General features: G+C 43.6%; 19 protein-coding genes. 3 read left to right on the forward strand and 16 right to left on the reverse strand.

The annotated features are described in order from the left end of the window. Positions 1-15: 15 nt before the first annotated feature. The 12 genes from HWQ44_RS25975 to HWQ44_RS26030 form a co-directional block, all read right to left on the reverse strand. On the reverse strand, positions 16-2,262 hold the full coding sequence (locus tag HWQ44_RS25975) for an NHLP family bacteriocin export ABC transporter peptidase/permease/ATPase subunit (RefSeq protein ID WP_292724677.1): 2,247 nt from the start codon (positions 2,260-2,262) through the stop codon (positions 16-18). 2 nt (positions 2,263-2,264) lie between these two features. Beyond that, positions 2,265-3,707 carry an NHLP bacteriocin system secretion protein gene (locus HWQ44_RS25980; protein ID WP_292724678.1) on the reverse strand — a complete coding sequence of 481 codons (1,443 nt, stop codon included), beginning with the start codon at positions 3,705-3,707 and terminating at the stop codon, positions 2,265-2,267. Positions 3,708-3,850: 143 nt separating this feature from the next. Further along, positions 3,851-4,957, reverse strand: coding sequence for a cyclic nucleotide-binding domain-containing protein (locus HWQ44_RS25985; RefSeq protein ID WP_292724680.1), 1,107 nt, complete (start codon positions 4,955-4,957; stop codon positions 3,851-3,853). Positions 4,958-5,042: 85 nt separating this feature from the next. Further along, positions 5,043-5,249, reverse strand: coding sequence for a hypothetical protein (locus tag HWQ44_RS25990; protein WP_292724682.1), 207 nt, complete (start codon positions 5,247-5,249; stop codon positions 5,043-5,045). A 145-nt stretch (positions 5,250-5,394) separates the two neighbouring features. After that, the gene (locus HWQ44_RS25995; RefSeq protein WP_292724684.1) at positions 5,395-5,694 is read right to left on the reverse strand and encodes a hypothetical protein; all 300 of its coding nucleotides are present in this window, start codon (positions 5,692-5,694) and stop codon (positions 5,395-5,397) included. 122 nt (positions 5,695-5,816) lie between these two features. Then, positions 5,817-6,056 (reverse strand): hypothetical protein, encoded by a 240-nt coding sequence (locus HWQ44_RS26000; RefSeq protein WP_012408488.1) that lies wholly within the window; start codon positions 6,054-6,056, stop codon positions 5,817-5,819. A gap of 29 nt (positions 6,057-6,085) precedes the next feature. Further along, a complete protein-coding gene (locus HWQ44_RS26005; protein ID WP_292724687.1) occupies positions 6,086-6,343 on the reverse strand; it encodes a CTB family bacteriocin in 258 nt (85 codons plus the stop codon). Positions 6,344-6,390: 47 nt separating this feature from the next. Beyond that, positions 6,391-6,630, reverse strand: a complete 240-nt coding sequence (locus tag HWQ44_RS26010; RefSeq protein ID WP_292724688.1) for a CTB family bacteriocin — start codon at positions 6,628-6,630, stop codon at positions 6,391-6,393. An 80-nt stretch (positions 6,631-6,710) separates the two neighbouring features. Continuing rightward, positions 6,711-6,950, reverse strand: a complete 240-nt coding sequence (locus HWQ44_RS26015) for a CTB family bacteriocin (protein ID WP_292724690.1) — start codon at positions 6,948-6,950, stop codon at positions 6,711-6,713. 87 nt (positions 6,951-7,037) lie between these two features. Beyond that, positions 7,038-7,277, reverse strand: coding sequence for a CTB family bacteriocin (locus HWQ44_RS26020; protein WP_292724692.1), 240 nt, complete (start codon positions 7,275-7,277; stop codon positions 7,038-7,040). Between the two features lie 87 nt (positions 7,278-7,364). Continuing rightward, positions 7,365-7,604 carry a CTB family bacteriocin gene (locus tag HWQ44_RS26025; RefSeq protein WP_292724692.1) on the reverse strand — a complete coding sequence of 80 codons (240 nt, stop codon included), beginning with the start codon at positions 7,602-7,604 and terminating at the stop codon, positions 7,365-7,367. An 87-nt stretch (positions 7,605-7,691) separates the two neighbouring features. Further along, positions 7,692-7,931, reverse strand: a complete 240-nt coding sequence (locus HWQ44_RS26030) for a CTB family bacteriocin (protein WP_292724694.1) — start codon at positions 7,929-7,931, stop codon at positions 7,692-7,694. A 438-nt stretch (positions 7,932-8,369) separates the two neighbouring features. Here HWQ44_RS26030 and HWQ44_RS26035 point away from each other — a divergent pair, with 438 nt between their 5' ends. After that, positions 8,370-9,431 (forward strand): DUF3365 domain-containing protein, encoded by a 1,062-nt coding sequence (locus HWQ44_RS26035; RefSeq protein ID WP_292724695.1) that lies wholly within the window; start codon positions 8,370-8,372, stop codon positions 9,429-9,431. A 53-nt stretch (positions 9,432-9,484) separates the two neighbouring features. Further along, complete coding sequence (locus tag HWQ44_RS26040; protein ID WP_292724697.1) at positions 9,485-10,297, forward strand: MinD/ParA family protein; 813 nt, start codon at positions 9,485-9,487, stop codon at positions 10,295-10,297. Here HWQ44_RS26040 and HWQ44_RS26045 read toward each other — a convergent pair. The 4 genes from HWQ44_RS26045 to HWQ44_RS26060 form a co-directional block, all read right to left on the reverse strand. Then, positions 10,284-11,387 (reverse strand): ABC transporter ATP-binding protein, encoded by a 1,104-nt coding sequence (locus HWQ44_RS26045; protein WP_292724699.1) that lies wholly within the window; start codon positions 11,385-11,387, stop codon positions 10,284-10,286. The two genes, HWQ44_RS26040 and HWQ44_RS26045, sit on opposite strands and share 14 nt — an antisense overlap. 8 nt (positions 11,388-11,395) lie before the next feature. Further along, entirely contained in the window at positions 11,396-12,280 is an 885-nt protein-coding gene (locus tag HWQ44_RS26050; RefSeq protein ID WP_292724700.1) for a carbohydrate ABC transporter permease, read from the reverse strand. A 3-nt stretch (positions 12,281-12,283) separates the two neighbouring features. Next, positions 12,284-13,195 (reverse strand): carbohydrate ABC transporter permease, encoded by a 912-nt coding sequence (locus HWQ44_RS26055; RefSeq protein WP_292724702.1) that lies wholly within the window; start codon positions 13,193-13,195, stop codon positions 12,284-12,286. Positions 13,196-13,259: 64 nt separating this feature from the next. Further along, positions 13,260-14,624, reverse strand: a complete 1,365-nt coding sequence (locus tag HWQ44_RS26060; protein WP_292724704.1) for an ABC transporter substrate-binding protein — start codon at positions 14,622-14,624, stop codon at positions 13,260-13,262. Positions 14,625-14,783: 159 nt separating this feature from the next. On the opposite strand from HWQ44_RS26060, the gene HWQ44_RS33665 reads away from it, so the two are divergent. Next, positions 14,784-14,912, forward strand: a complete 129-nt coding sequence (locus HWQ44_RS33665) for a hypothetical protein (RefSeq protein WP_334728274.1) — start codon at positions 14,784-14,786, stop codon at positions 14,910-14,912. Positions 14,913-14,978: the final 66 nt, after the last annotated feature.

Consider the following 14,978-nt stretch of genomic DNA (forward strand, 5'->3'; position numbering starts at 1 on the left):
AATTTTTAATTGTAATCACTCCTCTTGAAGTGCTTCCCCTTCACTGCGAATCAATTGCAAATACTTGCCTTCAACCCGTTGTAATTCTTCATGGCTACCGCGTTGCACTACCTTGCCGCGATCGAAGACAATAATTTCGTCACAATCGCGAATTGTGCTTAATCGATGCGCCACAATTACACAAGTGCAACCGCGCTCCCGGAGTTTCTGATCGATCATCTTTTCTGCCTCGGTATCAAGCGCACTAGTCGCTTCATCCATCACTAAAATCGCTGGATTATTAACTAGAGTGCGGGCAATTTCTAATCGTTGTCGCTGCCCACCGCTCAAATTAGATGCCCCTTCTGCAAGGTCAGCATTGTAGCCTCCAGGCATGGAAAGCACTACATCTTGAATGGCAGCATCTTTACAAGCACGAACCAGGTTACTAAAAGGCACAGTCGAATCCCAAAGCGTGAGATTGTCGCGCACACTGCCTGCAAATAGCGAAATATCTTGCTCAACTAGGGCAATTGAATTAGTGAGAATCGATCGCGGAATATGTTTTCTAGGTTTACCATCAAATAGAATCTCTCCCGCCCACGGTTCATATAACCCACACACCAGTTTGGCAACGGTTGACTTACCCGAACCACTGCCACCCACCAGAGCAACTCGTTGACCGGGTTTAAGTGAAAGACTAAGATTTTCAATCAAGGGAGGCGCGGAGCGGCTATAGCCAAAGCTGATGTTATGGAGTTCAACATAGCCCTGAAGCCGAACATTGGCGGCGGGAAGGTTAGAGGTTTGTGATACACTGATTTCTTGCTCCACAGCCGGATCGATCGCATTGCGTAACACATCATCCAATCGACCCAAATTGCCTTCCATTTCCTGGAGTTCACCCGCTAGACTCACTAGATTATTTACAGGTTCTAGAAATCTTTGCATCAAGCCTTGAAAGGCAATCAGCATCCCAATACTGAGTACGCCATCCATTACCCGTAACCCTCCCACCGCCAGCAAAAGCATGGATGTAATTGAGGTGAGAAATGACGGCAACACACCCAGGTTTTGATTAGTTGTATCCATTTCCTGGCGGGCATTAATTGCTTTCGCGTAATAACCTGCCCATCGGGAAAAGAATTCTGACTCTAGCCCAGATGCTTTGAGGGTTTCCATACTTTGCAATCCAGAAATTGCTACCCCACTGACTTTGCCTTGTTCTTGCATTAATCGCAGATTGGCATCAACGCGCTGCCGGGAAACCCATCGCCACACGCTGACATTCACGACGACAAAGGCAATACCGATCGCAGTCAGAACGACATCATATTGCAGCATGACTGCGGCATAAAAGACAACGGTGAAGGCTGAAATCACTGTAGTCGCTAATCTTCCTGAAAGCAGATTTGCCAAACTATCGTTGAGGCGGACACGGCTGCTAATTTCTCCGGCAAATCGCTGATCGTAAAAACTAACTGGTAGCCGTAAAATATGCCACAAGAAACGGCTAGACATGCCTACAGCCAGCTTAATTTTCATGCGTCGCAGAAATTGCAGCTGAAGCAATGTCAGAAAACCATTCAATATGGCCGTGAAGATCATCCCTAAAATTAATGGACGCAACCAATCATTTCTGCCTTCAATCAAGACATTATCCACAAAGGCTTGCGAGAATGCGGGGATGGCTAATCCCGGAATCACTAACAGCAATCCGGCGATTACACAATAAACAAGCGCTCCGATAGAACTCTGCAATCGATCCCATAACGATAATGTTAGGCTCGGTTTCCGTCCTCCTGGCTGGAATTCTGCACCTGGTTCACCAACTAGCACTACCCCAGTAAAAGACTGATCGAATTCTGTGAGCGAAACTGTGCGCGGCCCGGTGGCAGGATCGTTAAGATAAACCTTGTCTTTGCTAAATCCTTCGACTACTAGGAAATGATTGAAATTCCAAAAGACAATATAAGGACATTGAAGTTTGCGTAACCCTTCTAATTCGACCTTAAAGCCTTTTACCTGTAATCCGTAGCTCCGAGCCGCATTGAGAATATTAGATGCTTTACTGCCATCCCGTGAAACACCGCAAGCTTGACGGAGTTCTGCCAGGGGTACAATGCGATCGTAGTAGCCTAAAAGAATACCCAGTGCGGCTGCACCGCATTCCACAGCCTCCATTTGTAAAAGAGTGGGAGTCCGACGGCGGCGATCGGGACGGCTAACAAGCCGTTGAATTTTTTGGAATCGACGCCCAATTTGTGATTGAATTTGCCGCATAATCAATACATTCCACTCCACGATCGCAGAATCGGAAATACAAAGGAAATCGGGGATTGTTCATCCACTTTCACGCGCACTGAGGTGGTGGTTCCAGATGTAATTTGACCGTCTGGCCCTTTAGACGACGACCAGCGAAAACGGCTCTTAGTCGAAGTATCTGGCTGAAGTTCAGCGAAAACTTGAATTTGTGGCCCTTCTGTGGTTAACCCTTGCAAAACTTCCAGACCGCCGACAACGCTTGATGCACCTTCTTTTGTCACCGGAAACGCAGAAATACTCGTGACTTTTGCCACAATACCACCAAAGCGTTCTCGTTTCACAGTCGAAGGAGTGACTTGCAACTCCATACCCTTTTGAATCTTTTTGCCTTCGCTTACCGGGAAGAATGCCACCCCGACTAACTTACTCCCAGAGTCTCGAGCTTCAATTGTGCCAATCCGAGCGCCCTTTTCCAGAGTTTGTCCCGGAACAGTAGCCAGTTCTAAAACCCGTCCGTTGAAAGGGCTAATAATTTGGCTATTTCCTTTGATTTCTAATTTTAATTGAGCGATCGCTCGCTCTGTGTCTTGAATTTCTTTTTTCCGATTGCTAGAAATAGCTAAATCTTGTTCTGCTTGACCTGCAAATTTACTGTCTAGTGTTGCTAACTGAGCTTGCAGTTCCTTAGTTGAATTGATATTTGCTAAAAATTCTCGTTCTGCATCAGCTTCTTTGACATTAAGTTGTTTGAGTTGCGATTCGATTTCGTTGATTCTAGTTTTACTATTGAGAAATTCCTGTTGAGCCTGAAGCACAGTATCACTAGAAACGGCTCCTTCTCGGCGTAACTGCTGTCGAATTTCAAACCGCTCTTTGAACGTGGGTATCAAATCTCGCGTCGTTTGCAACTGTTCCTGTAAACTCTGACGCTCTTGGCGAATCGACTCCAAACCCTTATCCCTGAGAATTGGGGTTAGCGATTGGGTTGTTTTGAGAGTTTGCAAGAGCGCCTGACGTTGTTGCCCAATTGCACCCTTATCTAAAACCGTTCGCTGAAGTTGCAGAGAATTGGCATTTTGATCTTGTTCCTGAAGTTGAGCAAGCTTGACTCGTGCAAGTTTCAACTTGTCTTGAAGTTCAGTTTGGTCAATTGTCCCTAGCACCTGTCCTTTCTTCACCTCATCGCCTGTACGAATATAGAGGTTGAGAATCTGCCCAGAACTAGGAGACTGGAATCCTGCGACTTTGCTAGGAAAAACCACTACACCTTGTCCAGCGATGGTAATCGGAATGCGACCAAAAACACTCCAAACAAGTCCAACGGCAATTAGAGATCCCATCGCAGCTAAGGGAATCCACTTATTTGGTTGAACCACCTGCATGAGTTGATCGAGCCGCTCCGGCGAGGATAAACGATCAAGCGCTTCTTTGCGGAATAGTTTACTTTTGTGGGTCGTAACCATACTGGCTCCATTTAAGTTGTAGAAGTTTGCATACTAGTGAAAATAAGGAGTGGGAGCAGGGAGCAAGGGAGCAAGGGAGGAGAGTTTTCCCCTCTGCCCCCCGCACCCTGCCCCTCTGCCTCTTTCCCATGCCCTAACATCATTCAATCGCCACGAATCTGCTTCAGCATCCAGTCAAATCGGGTTCCTGCCAGTGTCACTTGAGCCAAAAAGCCAGAACTCAGTTCATCTTCATAAGTCAAGCGTTCATCTAAAGATTGACCTGAGCTATAGGTGATTCTGCCGTAACCCAGACTATTGATAATTCCTTGCTGTTTATCTGCTAACAAAATCGCTAAGACTCGATAAAATCGGGCAGCAAAGGCAACATCGTGTAGCAATTTGGCAGAAAGTCGCCATTTGGGAATCGATAACACCATTGCATCCTCAACCGCTCGAATCGTCATCGCTGGTGGACTGGCTTCGACAAAGGGCGTTTCGCCAACTATGTCACCCCGCGATAATTTAGCAAACTCTCGTTCTATATGATCTTTATGATCTGTCTGTTCCAAAGTTGAAAAGGCACGTGTGAGAGGATTGCTGGTATCTTCAGCGATGGAAGCTACCATCTTCCCATCCAATAGAATATAGAGAGCGTCAACGGGTCTTCCGGCCTGAAATAACACCGAACCCGCAGGAATTCTTATAGCATTGCCGGCAACAATCATCCAACCAATATCGCTATCATTTAATTCGGCAAATGTAAATAAAATTTCTCGAATTTGTGGTTGAAAAAGAACGACTGTGCTTTGTCCAATTTGGGTGATCATCTGCTCTAATCGGTGAGCAAGCAGAACTGCGATCGCCCGATAAAAATGGGCAGCAAAGGTGACATCTTCCTGCAATTTTTGAATCAATTGCTGCTGAGGAATCATCAATACAAGCGACTTTCTAGCGGCTTTCACTGTAGTGGAAGATTGGTAAGAGGCTAAAAAGGGCATTTCTCCTACAACTTCTCCATTTGCAAGCCTTGCGATCTCTCGTCCTGACAGTTCGCCACCTTCAAGAGCGGCAAACGCCCGACCAATGGGATTATCGTCAGCCTGAGCCACAGAAACGCTTAATGCGCCATCTAACAGAATGTAGAGTGCATCAACAGGTGTTCCTTGGCGGATAAGGATCGTGCCAGCAGTAATTTCTTCTCTTTGACCCGTTGCCAAGATCCAGTCAATATCGCTATTTGTCAGTTCCCTAAGTAGAACTTCTGTCATAATTTAACTTCCTTGTGTTTTGCTAACGGGAGAGAAATGGGGAGCGAGAAATAACTACTGAGCAATACTCCCCATCGCGTATTCACTAGCTGGACGAATTGCCGTACTTGTTCTTCCAATCAGGAAACTTTGTATTTTCAAGATGTTTTGCGATCGCTTCAGACAGATTGTTATATTTCTCATCTATAGAATGCTCATCTGGATAATACTCACCTACGGCAATACCCCCTGAAACATTTGTGAGTTCTTGAACCGATAGCTCTTGTGATTCATTTTGCTTTTCGTTTTCCATTGCAATTATTTTTCCTTTTGATTTCATTTATCACTAAATTCGCCTAATTTTATGAACGTGAAATTATTAATCACACAAGAATAATTTCAGAAAGTAGTTGAGCAAAACTTGTCCAACTGCAATTGATTGATTTGAGAAACTCCGTTTATGTAGAACCTTCGATCGCAGATATATCTCCAAACAACTCACCAAGAACCTTTAGATCCTCTGTTGTCGCGTCGGTGATGGAGAGGTGGAACACAGAAGAGTCTGCTGTCTCTGCATGAAAAGCCGACCGTGTTGAGTGAAACCCTCGTCCTCGTGATGTTTGTTGGGTAAATCCCCTTATCGATCTGTGAGATCGTATAGATGTAAACTGCAAATTGAAACCACCAGCTACATCGTCTAACTCTTCATTTGATAGTTCGATCGCTTCATCATTCGGAGTAATTTCGTCATCTGACATAGAAGCTCCTTGACCCCACGTGTTAAAGTTAAATAAGGCGGAGGGAGTTAACCGAGTGGCTGCTAGGCTTATGGTTAATAACCCCTCCTGCTCCTGAAATTCGTCAAACTGAGAAATCCAGCTCAAGCTTCAGGGCTAGAAATACCAGCTTCCTTAAACTCTCTAAGGTCTTGCTCAGAGAAAACGCTTACTTGAAAGGTAACGCTCTTAATACCACCTTCTTTAGGAATTTCCACAAAACCAAACTGAAAATCTTCGGCATTTGCGTTTGTTCCCAAGACATCGCTAGTTGCGCCACCGGCAATATAATCAAGTTCTTGATTGGATAGTTCCAGCATTTCATTAGGCTGCACATTTTCCATGATCGTTGTCGTTCTCCTTGTGGTGTTGATTATGAGCCTAGAAAATTAGTAGGAATTCCGCTAGGAAATTCTTCTCCAGTGAATTTGATTTCGTGTAAATCTTGTTGAGATATAGTAGTTTCCTGACTGTTGAAGGATGCAATACCGCCATCAGCACCGATAATCACTGCACTAGTTTGCTTATCCGAAAAGTTGAAGTTGTGAGCATCAACAAAGCTAAAAGCACCACCAGCAACGTTGTCTAATTCTTCAGCAGATAGTTCTACGGGCTTAATGTTGTCAGACATGATGTTTTCTTCTCAATTTGTGATGTGTGTTAATTGAGTTCTAGTTACTAACTTTCAAGACTGGTAGGAAAGAAGCCAGTTGCTTTGACTTCGTACAAACTTTGATGAGATATAGTAGTTTGTTGAGCGGTGGAAGAGCCAATTCCGCCATGAGGACCAAGAACGGTTTCACTAATTTGTTGATCTGATCTGTTGTCGTTGTCAGCATCGACAAAGCTAAAAGCACCACCAGCAACGTTGTCCAATTCTTCAGCAGATAATTCTACGGGCTTGATGTTGTCAGACATGATGTTTTCTCCTTAATGTGTATAATGTGTGTTGTATCAAGCAGAACTCAATAAAGCGTTCTGCCCTGTGTAATTAGTTACTACTTTTCAAGAGTGGTAGGAAAGAAGCCAGTTGCTTTGACTTCGTGCAAACTTTGATGAGATATAGTAGTTTGTTGAGCGGTGGAAGAGCCAATCCCGCCATGAGCACCAAGAGCGGTTTCACCAATTTGTTGATCTAATTTGTTGTCGTTGTCAGCATCGACAAAGCTAAAAGCACCACCAGCAACGTTGTCCAATTCTTCAGCAGATAATTCTACGGGCTTAATGTTGTCAGACATGATGTTTTCTCCTTAATGTGTAATGTGTATGATGTGTGTTGTATCAAGCAGAACGCTTTATTGAGTTCTGCCCTGTGTAATTAGTTACTAACTTTCAAGAGTGGTAGGAAAGAAGCCAGTTGCTTTGACTTCGTGCAAACTTTGATGAGATATAGTAGTTTGTTGAGCGGTGGAAGAGCCAATCCCGCCATGAGCACCAAGAGCGGTTTCACCAATTTGTTGATCTAATTTGTTGTCGTTGTCAGCATCGACAAAGCTAAAAGCACCACCAGCAACGTTGTCCAATTCTTCAGCAGATAATTCTACGGGCTTAATGTTGTCAGACATGATGTTTTCTCCTTAATGTGTAATGTGTATGATGTGTGTTGTATCAAGCAGAACGCTTTATTGAGTTCTGCCCTGTGTAATTAGTTACTAACTTTCAAGAGTGGTAGGAAAGAAGCCAGTTGCTTTGACTTCGTGCAAACTTTGATGAGATATAGTAGTTTGTTGAGCGGTGGAAGAGCCAATCCCGCCATGAGCACCAAGAGCGGTTTCACCAATTTGTTGATCTAATTTGTTGTCGTTGTCAGCATCGACAAAGCTAAAAGCACCACCAGCAACGTTGTCCAATTCTTCAGCAGATAATTCTACGGGCTTAATGTTGTCAGACATGATGTTTTCTCCTTAATGTGTAATGTGTATGATGTGTGTTGTATCAAGCAGAACGCTTTATTGAATTCTGCCCTGTGTAATTAGTTACTACTTTTCAAGACTGGTAGGAAAGAAGCCAGTTGCTTTGACTTCGTACAAACTTTGATGAGATATAGTAGTTTGTTGAGCGGTGGAAGAGCCAATTCCGCCATGAGGACCAAGAACGGTTTCACTAATTTGTTGATCTGATCTGTTGTCGTTGTCAGCATCGACAAAGCTAAAAGCACCACCAGCAACGTTGTCCAATTCTTCAGCAGATAATTCTACGGGCTTGATGTTGTCAGACATGATGTTTTCTCCTTAATTTGTAATGTGTGTTGTATGTATCAAGCAAAGAGATTGATTTGCTAGTTAGTTGCTCACCGCTCTCCTCGCTTCATGTCTTTAGAATACGAATTCAACTCAGTTATCCGCATCTGAAAAACGTCTAATATTTTGCCTAAGCGAAGTAAGTATATGCGGTCTAACTTTCGCTATACCGTGTTTAGTCATGCCTAAGACTTTCGTTATAGGTTGAGGTGGTTGGTTCCAACCAAAGTCATGAATTTGCCTTGAAATCTGGAATTTGATTACATGCCGTTGTATGACTAGATTTATAAGCATGAATGCAGATTAGATTTATTCCTCAGAAAGAACCACATTCTACCCTCATCATTCAAAAAAATAAATCTTATGAATTATTACCTATAAATCTCTAGCAATGTTGTATAGAAAGGGGAAACAGTAATGTTTAATAGATTCAAATTAGCAACAAAATTTACTTTACTTCTATTGCTGGTATTTATCGGTGCGATCGCAGTCAGTGGTTTTGCTTTATCTCATGCGCTTGAGCAAAAAGCAGAAGCCGAAATCGGTTATCGCAGCCAAATTATTGCAGAAACGATGAACTCAGTGAGAAACTACAATAATACGCGTATTAACCCTCTTTTGACCCCGATGATGGACACTCAAGCGGCGTTTATCCCTGAAAGTGTTCCCAGCTTTGCGGTCAGAGAAGTGTTTGAAAATCTTCGCCAAAACGAAGATTTTAAAGACTTTTTATATAAAGATGCCAACCTAAATCCGACTAACTTACGAGATAAAGCAGATGTATTTGAAACGCAACTTATCGAACGGTTTCGTAAAGAACCAGAATTGAAAAACATATCCGGTTTTCGTGACTCTTATAACGAGAAATTGTTTTATAACGCTCGTCCATTTTCCATTAAAAATCCAACGTGTCTACGCTGTCATAGCACTCCTGAAGTTGCTCCCAAAAGTCAGATTGTCAGTTATGGTTCAGAAAATGGCTTTGGGTGGCAACTCAATGAAATTTTAGGCACACAAATTATTTATCTTCCTGCCAAGCAAGTCTTTGATGATGCTCATCGGGCATTTGTTTTATTCATTAGCTTATTTATTATTATCTTCGCCCTAGTAATTTTACTAATTAATTATTTGTTGAAGCGAAACGTATTGCAACCGCTGAAACCAATGGTGCAACTTGCTCAGAAACTTAGTATGAATGAAATTAGTGTGGAAGAAGCAAAAGAGTTTGATCGTGAAAAGCTCACATCAATTGTCCAGCGCCATGATGAATTAGGACAATTAGGACGAGTTTTTCAACGGATGGTGCATGAAATTTCTGCCCGTGAACAACAATTCAGACAACAGTTGCATACACTGCGGATTGAAGTTGACGAAGCCAAACGGGCGCGGGAAGTTGCAGAAATTGCTGAATCAAAAACGTTCCAAAAATTGCAGCAGGAGGCAAAAGCAATCAGAAACAAACGGCATACTCCAAATTAATAATTACGTTAGATTCATTGAGCTTCATTACAAATTACTATTGAGGATTTATTATGTCTGAAATTATTTCAATTCACTCATTTCGTGGCGGAACTGGTAAGTCAAACGTCACGAGTAATCTTGCGGCCTTAATCGCTCGCTCTGGAAAGCGAGTTGGGATAGTTGATACAGATATCCAATCTCCAGGAATCCACGTTTTGTTTGGTCTTGAAGAAGATCGAATCCGCTACACCTTAAATGATTATTTATGGGGTCGTTGTCAGATTGAAGAAGCAGTTTATGACGTTAGCGCCGTTCTCAAACAAAAACAAACATTTTTTGGTCGGCAGGGGAGTGTTTATCTGATTCCTTCCAGCATGAAGATGAGTGACATTTCTCGAATCTTGCGCGAGGGCTATGACGCACGCTTGCTTAATGATGGTTTACATAATCTAGTTCGTCGTTTAAAACTGGACTATCTGTTGATCGATACTCATCCTGGTATTAACGAAGAAACGTTGCTATCGATTATTCTTTGTGATGTTCTTGTGGTGATTCTCCGTCCAGACAAACAGGATTATCAAGGTACAGCAGTAGCGATAGATGTTGCCCGTAAATTAGAAGTACCTAAAATGCTACTAGTGATTAACAAAGCGCTGCCTTCTTTGGATTTCAAAGAGTTACAGCAACGAGTACAGAATACCTACAAAACCCCTGTAGCTGGAATACTGCCTGTTTGTGAAGAAATGTTTGATTTAGGGAGTAGTGGAATCTTCTGTTTGCGGTATCCAGATCATTCATGGACTCAAAAAATTAATGCGATCGCCAAACAAATAGTTAGTGTTCAGGGGGTGCAAACAGGGTTAGGGCGTCTCAAACTCCATTGATACCTAATATTTGTCTCCTAACAAGAGTATGGCCAGATTGCACATCAAACCAGTGAATATCCTCAGGAGGCAATGCTAATGTAATATCATCGCCACTCCAATTTTGGTCTGTTGGCAACAAAGCACGTACCGTAATCGCTCCAGTTTGTGAACCCTCCACCCTGAGACTGACCAAATAGTGCATACCCAAATTTTCCACTAAAAACACTCGCCCTTGGATAGTTTGGGTATCACCTGGTTGAGCAATGCGGACATTTTCTGGGCGGATTCCCAGAACAATCTGCGGTGGTACAGTTGGTATATCTGGGAGAAGTATTTGGAAATTACCTAGCAGCGCGTATTGTCCCTTACAAGGTAAAGTTAGCAAATTCATTTGCGGACTACCAACAAATCCAGCCACAAATAGATTAGCTGGATGGTTATAGATGCGGTCAGGCGGGTCAAGTTGCTGGACATAGCCATCGTTGAGCAAGGCAACTTTTGTGGAGAGCGTCATTGCTTCGGTTTGGTCGTGGGTGACGTAGACAACTGGCACTTTTTGGGCGGCAAAAATTTGTTTGATATCGGCTCGGACTCTTTCTCGCAATAGTGCATCCAGGTTACTTAAAGGTTCATCCAGCAGATAGACATTGGCATTACGCACCAAAGCACGACCGACAGCAACCCGTTGCCGTTGACCTCCAGACATTTGACCAGGCTTGCGGTTCATTAACTCTGCTAATCCTAAAACTTCTGCCACTTCTGCCACTCGCTGTTTAATTTCTATAGGTGGTACTTTTTTCAGCTTGAGTCCAGAAGCCAGGTTTTCGTACACTGTCATGTGGGGATAGAGTGCATAACTTTGGAACACCATTGCGATATTGCGATCGCTTGCTCGCTTATAGGTGACATCCACCTCCCCAATCTTGATCTGACCGCGAGTAGGTTCTTCAAGACCCGCAATCATGCGTAGGACGGTGGATTTGCCACAGCCAGAAGGGCCAAGTAAAGTCAGAAACTCATGGTTATCTACAGTTAAGCTAACGTCTTTGACAGGGATGACTTTAGGATTGTAGGTTTTATTCAAGTTTTTGAGTTCGAGTTTAGCCATTTTGATTTTTATCCTTTGACAGCACCAGCGGTAAGACCTTGGACAATCCGACGCTGGAAAAACAAAACTAGTAAAATTAGGGGTAATGTTCCCACGACAGTAGCAGCAGCGATCGCACCATAGGGAATTTCAAATACTGTTGCACCACCCAATTGAGCCGCAGCAACGGGAATTGTCTTCAACTCTTCACGGGTCATAAACGTGAGAGCGAAAATAAACTCGTTCCAAGCAAAAATAAAGGTGAGGATTCCAGTAGTTACTAAGGCGGGAAGGGTCATGGGTAACACGATTTGCCACAATAATTGAAAGGTGTTGTAGCCATCGACCCTAGCAGAATCTTCCAAGTCTTTTGGTAATTGTTGAAAAAAGCTTTTAAGTACTAAAATTGTCAGCGGCAAATTGATCGCAGTATAGGGTATAATCAGCGCCAGATAATTGTTACCCAATTTAAGCGCCTGGATAATTTCTAATAGTCCTAAGAACAAGAGAATTCCAGGAAATAAGGTAACAATTAAAATGCTGGCGAGGATAACTTTTTCACCCCAAGGGCGTAACCGTGCGAGAGCATAAGCGGCAGGTGCGCCGATCGCTAAAGCTACAGCTGTAGAAGTAATCGACACGAAGGCGCTGTTGAAGATGTAGCGCCAAAATGGACGACGGGTGAATAACTCAATGTAGTGATTGAAAGTGAATCGTGTGGGGAAATAGACAGTAGGAACGGCGGCAATATCCTCATTCACTTTAAAGGAGGTCAGTAATTGCCATAAGGCTGGCGCTAGGCTGAATAGCACTATTAATACAATTATGATGAACAGCAAGATTTTTTTCAGAGAAAACTTGGTTCCCGCTGTTCGTTTTGGAGTCGTTGGAACTGGTTGGGGAGTTACACTCATGGGTCAAATAGCTCCTGATGTTTTGGCACGGTATTTGTTAAGCAAGAAACTAGCGATCGCCACCGCCACAATCAATATTAAGAATGTCACTACTACCAGGGCTGCTCCATAACCAAAATCTAAGTAGCGCATCACCGTGGAGTAAATATACAGTGAAACCACTTCCGTAGCGCCACCAGGGCCACCCCCAGTCATCACAGCAATCAAGTCGAAAATCCCAAAAGCTTGAGCAAACCGAAATAGCACTGCAATTAATATCTGCGGCAGCAGCAGTGGCAGGGTAATATTGCGGAAGCTTTGCCAAGCATTTGCCCCATCGACCGAGTAAGCTTCATAGAGGTCTTGTGATATCGACTGCAACCCAGCTAGCAACAGGATACTGATAAACGGCGTAGTTTTCCAAACATCAGCAAAAACCACTGCGATCGTCGCCAGCGTTGGATCTCCTAACCAGTTAATCCCAGTCTCAATCAGCCCCAACCGCCGCAGAATATCGTTCACAACCCCAAACTGGTCATTAAAAATCCAAGACCACGCTAGACCAATCAAAGCGGTAGGCAAAGCCCAAGGGATAATGGCGGTTGTACGCACTATGCCCCGCCCAAAAAACGCCTGATTGAGAACTAAGGCAATCCCCAGTCCTAGCAGTAGTTCTGAGATTACTGATGCTGTTGTGAACACGGTTGTCGCCCACAAACTTTGCCAGAAACGCCCATCCCCCGCCATTCGCACATAATTGTCTAAACCAGAGAATACAGGTTGTAGCTCTGTTCCCAGATTTTTAGTAAATACGCTTAACCAAAATGCTCGTAAAATCGGGTACGCAAATACAAACAACAACAGCAGCAATGCTGGTGTTAGTAAGATCCACGCTGTCTGTTGTTCTCGATTTCTTAGTGTATGTAAATTTGTCATTTGTCATTTGTCATTTGTCATTTGTCATTTGTCATTGGGGATGGGGATGGGGATGGGGAACTGGCTATGTAATTCTTCTCCCCCTGCCCCCCTGCCCCTCTGCCCCTCTGCTCCCTTTGCCCCCTGCCCCCAACAGTCGCCGCGTTTCAGCAGCAGCAGCTTGCATTGCTTGTTCAGAATTCATCCGACCGGATAATGCGGCGCTGAGATAACGCTGCAAAATATCTGATGTCTGAGCATATTGCGCGATCGGCGGACGTAAAACTGCATTGTCCACAACCTTCAATAACTGCGGATAGTGGGGGTATTTAGCAACAATCTCTGGATCTGTAAACAAATCCCGGCGACTTGGCACATAGCCTGCACTGAAAATGAATCGGCGCTGTGCTTCCCGACTGGTAAAATACTGAATTGCTTTCCAAGCTTCTTCAGGATGTTGAGAAGATTTAGCAATTCCTAAACCCCAGCCTCCTAAACAAGCTGCTCCCGTCTTCCCAGGAGCATGAACCATCGGTTTAATCGCAATTTTGCCCCGGATTGGCGAATTTTCTGCCTGGGCTAGAGGCCACGCGTATGGCCAACTACGTAAAAATGCTACTTGACCACTTTGAAACAAGCGTCGAGTGTCTTCTTCTTGATAGGTCGTAACTCCAGGAGGAGAAACGCCTTCCCTGATAGTACTACGCAGAAACTCAATGGCTTGTAATGTTTCTGGTCGATCTAGTCCAACTTCCAGGGTGTCAGGTTTAACCCAGAAGCCACCAAAGCCACCAAGGATTTCTGCAAACATCGCCACAAGTCCTTCATATTGGCGACCCTGCCAAACATAGCCCCACTTCACCTGGTTTTTCTTCTGCAAGACTTGGGAAATTCGGATCAAATCATCAAAGGTTTCTGGTGGTTGCAATCCTGCTTGTTTGATTAAATCTTCCCGGTAGTAGAGCATTCCCACGTCGGAACGCACTGGAATGCGATACAGCTGGTTTTGGTAACGTCCCCCTTCTACATCCTGGGATGAAAATGCTGCCAACTGCTCTTTAGAAATGCGATCGCCTAAAGGTAGCAACCATCCAGCAGCAGCAAACTTGGATGTCCAGATGACATCCATATTGATCAGGTCATACGGGGATTCCCCCAAGATAAAAGATGAGGTGTACAGGTCTTCGAGCAAATTTGTGGCATTCGGCCCTTCAACTAGGTTAATGCGAATACCAGGGTTTTCGGCCTCGAAGTCTCTAATTAAACCCTGCCTCCAAGGTTCGGCATCAGGGGCAGTCATTAACAGATTGAGGGTAACTGGTTGCTGCGAGAGCGCTACCCAACTGAACAATATAATGCTCAAGAGAGTTGCCAGAAAAACCCCTATATGCAGATAACTTTGTTTTTGAATGAATTTTTGCAAATTATTTATTGGCTTTCGGTACAACATTATCAATGTAGCGATCGCTAGTGGTAATTCTTGGGAAAGAAAAACATAGAATATCTGAAAAAAGATTATTTTGTATTATTTTTTATCAGAATACTTGAGTAATGAACAAGCAAGTCAATAAACTTAACAATAAAGCTGGATTAAAAATAATGCGACAATATTGGTTTAGCTGGTGCCAACAGACTCCTTGCTGAATGCGAGAAAGCTGACAGACAGTCATCTCTTGGAACATACATCGATCTTAATGAGCATATTACCAATATTGACGGAAATCTCAAATTTGAATAATTTTTAGGTAGGGTCAATTTATGAACTGCCCCTACCTAAAAATCTACTTCAATTAAGTAATGCCAA

Origin of the sequence: Nostoc sp. JL34 (assembly GCF_017114945.1) — a bacterium.
Classification (GTDB): Bacteria; Cyanobacteriota; Cyanobacteriia; order Cyanobacteriales; family Nostocaceae; genus Nostoc.

Bases quoted from the DNA above. Each gene is read 5' to 3' on its own strand.
- HWQ44_RS26030 (WP_292724694.1), bottom strand. From the start codon at position 7,931: ATGTCTGACAACATCAAGCCCGTAGAATTATCTGCTGAAGAATTGGAC.
- HWQ44_RS25975 (WP_292724677.1), bottom strand. From the start codon at position 2,262: ATGCGGCAAATTCAATCACAAATTGGGCGTCGATTCCAAAAAATTCAA.
- HWQ44_RS26025 (WP_292724692.1), bottom strand. From the start codon at position 7,604: ATGTCTGACAACATTAAGCCCGTAGAATTATCTGCTGAAGAATTGGAC.
- HWQ44_RS26040 (WP_292724697.1), top strand. From the start codon at position 9,485: ATGTCTGAAATTATTTCAATTCACTCATTTCGTGGCGGAACTGGTAAG.
- HWQ44_RS26035 (WP_292724695.1), top strand. From the start codon at position 8,370: ATGTTTAATAGATTCAAATTAGCAACAAAATTTACTTTACTTCTATTG.
- HWQ44_RS26010 (WP_292724688.1), bottom strand. From the start codon at position 6,630: ATGTCTGACAACATCAAGCCCGTAGAATTATCTGCTGAAGAATTGGAC.
- HWQ44_RS26015 (WP_292724690.1), bottom strand. From the start codon at position 6,950: ATGTCTGACAACATTAAGCCCGTAGAATTATCTGCTGAAGAATTGGAC.
- HWQ44_RS25985 (WP_292724680.1), bottom strand. From the start codon at position 4,957: ATGACAGAAGTTCTACTTAGGGAACTGACAAATAGCGATATTGACTGG.
- HWQ44_RS26020 (WP_292724692.1), bottom strand. From the start codon at position 7,277: ATGTCTGACAACATTAAGCCCGTAGAATTATCTGCTGAAGAATTGGAC.
- HWQ44_RS25980 (WP_292724678.1), bottom strand. From the start codon at position 3,707: ATGGTTACGACCCACAAAAGTAAACTATTCCGCAAAGAAGCGCTTGAT.
- HWQ44_RS26005 (WP_292724687.1), bottom strand. From the start codon at position 6,343: ATGTCTGACAACATTAAGCCCGTAGAACTATCTGCTGAAGAATTAGAC.
- HWQ44_RS26050 (WP_292724700.1), bottom strand. From the start codon at position 12,280: ATGAGTGTAACTCCCCAACCAGTTCCAACGACTCCAAAACGAACAGCG.
- HWQ44_RS26000 (WP_012408488.1), bottom strand. From the start codon at position 6,056: ATGGAAAATGTGCAGCCTAATGAAATGCTGGAACTATCCAATCAAGAA.
- HWQ44_RS26045 (WP_292724699.1), bottom strand. From the start codon at position 11,387: ATGGCTAAACTCGAACTCAAAAACTTGAATAAAACCTACAATCCTAAA.
- HWQ44_RS25995 (WP_292724684.1), bottom strand. From the start codon at position 5,694: ATGTCAGATGACGAAATTACTCCGAATGATGAAGCGATCGAACTATCA.
- HWQ44_RS26055 (WP_292724702.1), bottom strand. From the start codon at position 13,195: ATGACAAATTTACATACACTAAGAAATCGAGAACAACAGACAGCGTGG.
- HWQ44_RS25990 (WP_292724682.1), bottom strand. From the start codon at position 5,249: ATGGAAAACGAAAAGCAAAATGAATCACAAGAGCTATCGGTTCAAGAA.
- HWQ44_RS26060 (WP_292724704.1), bottom strand. From the start codon at position 14,624: ATGTTGTACCGAAAGCCAATAAATAATTTGCAAAAATTCATTCAAAAA.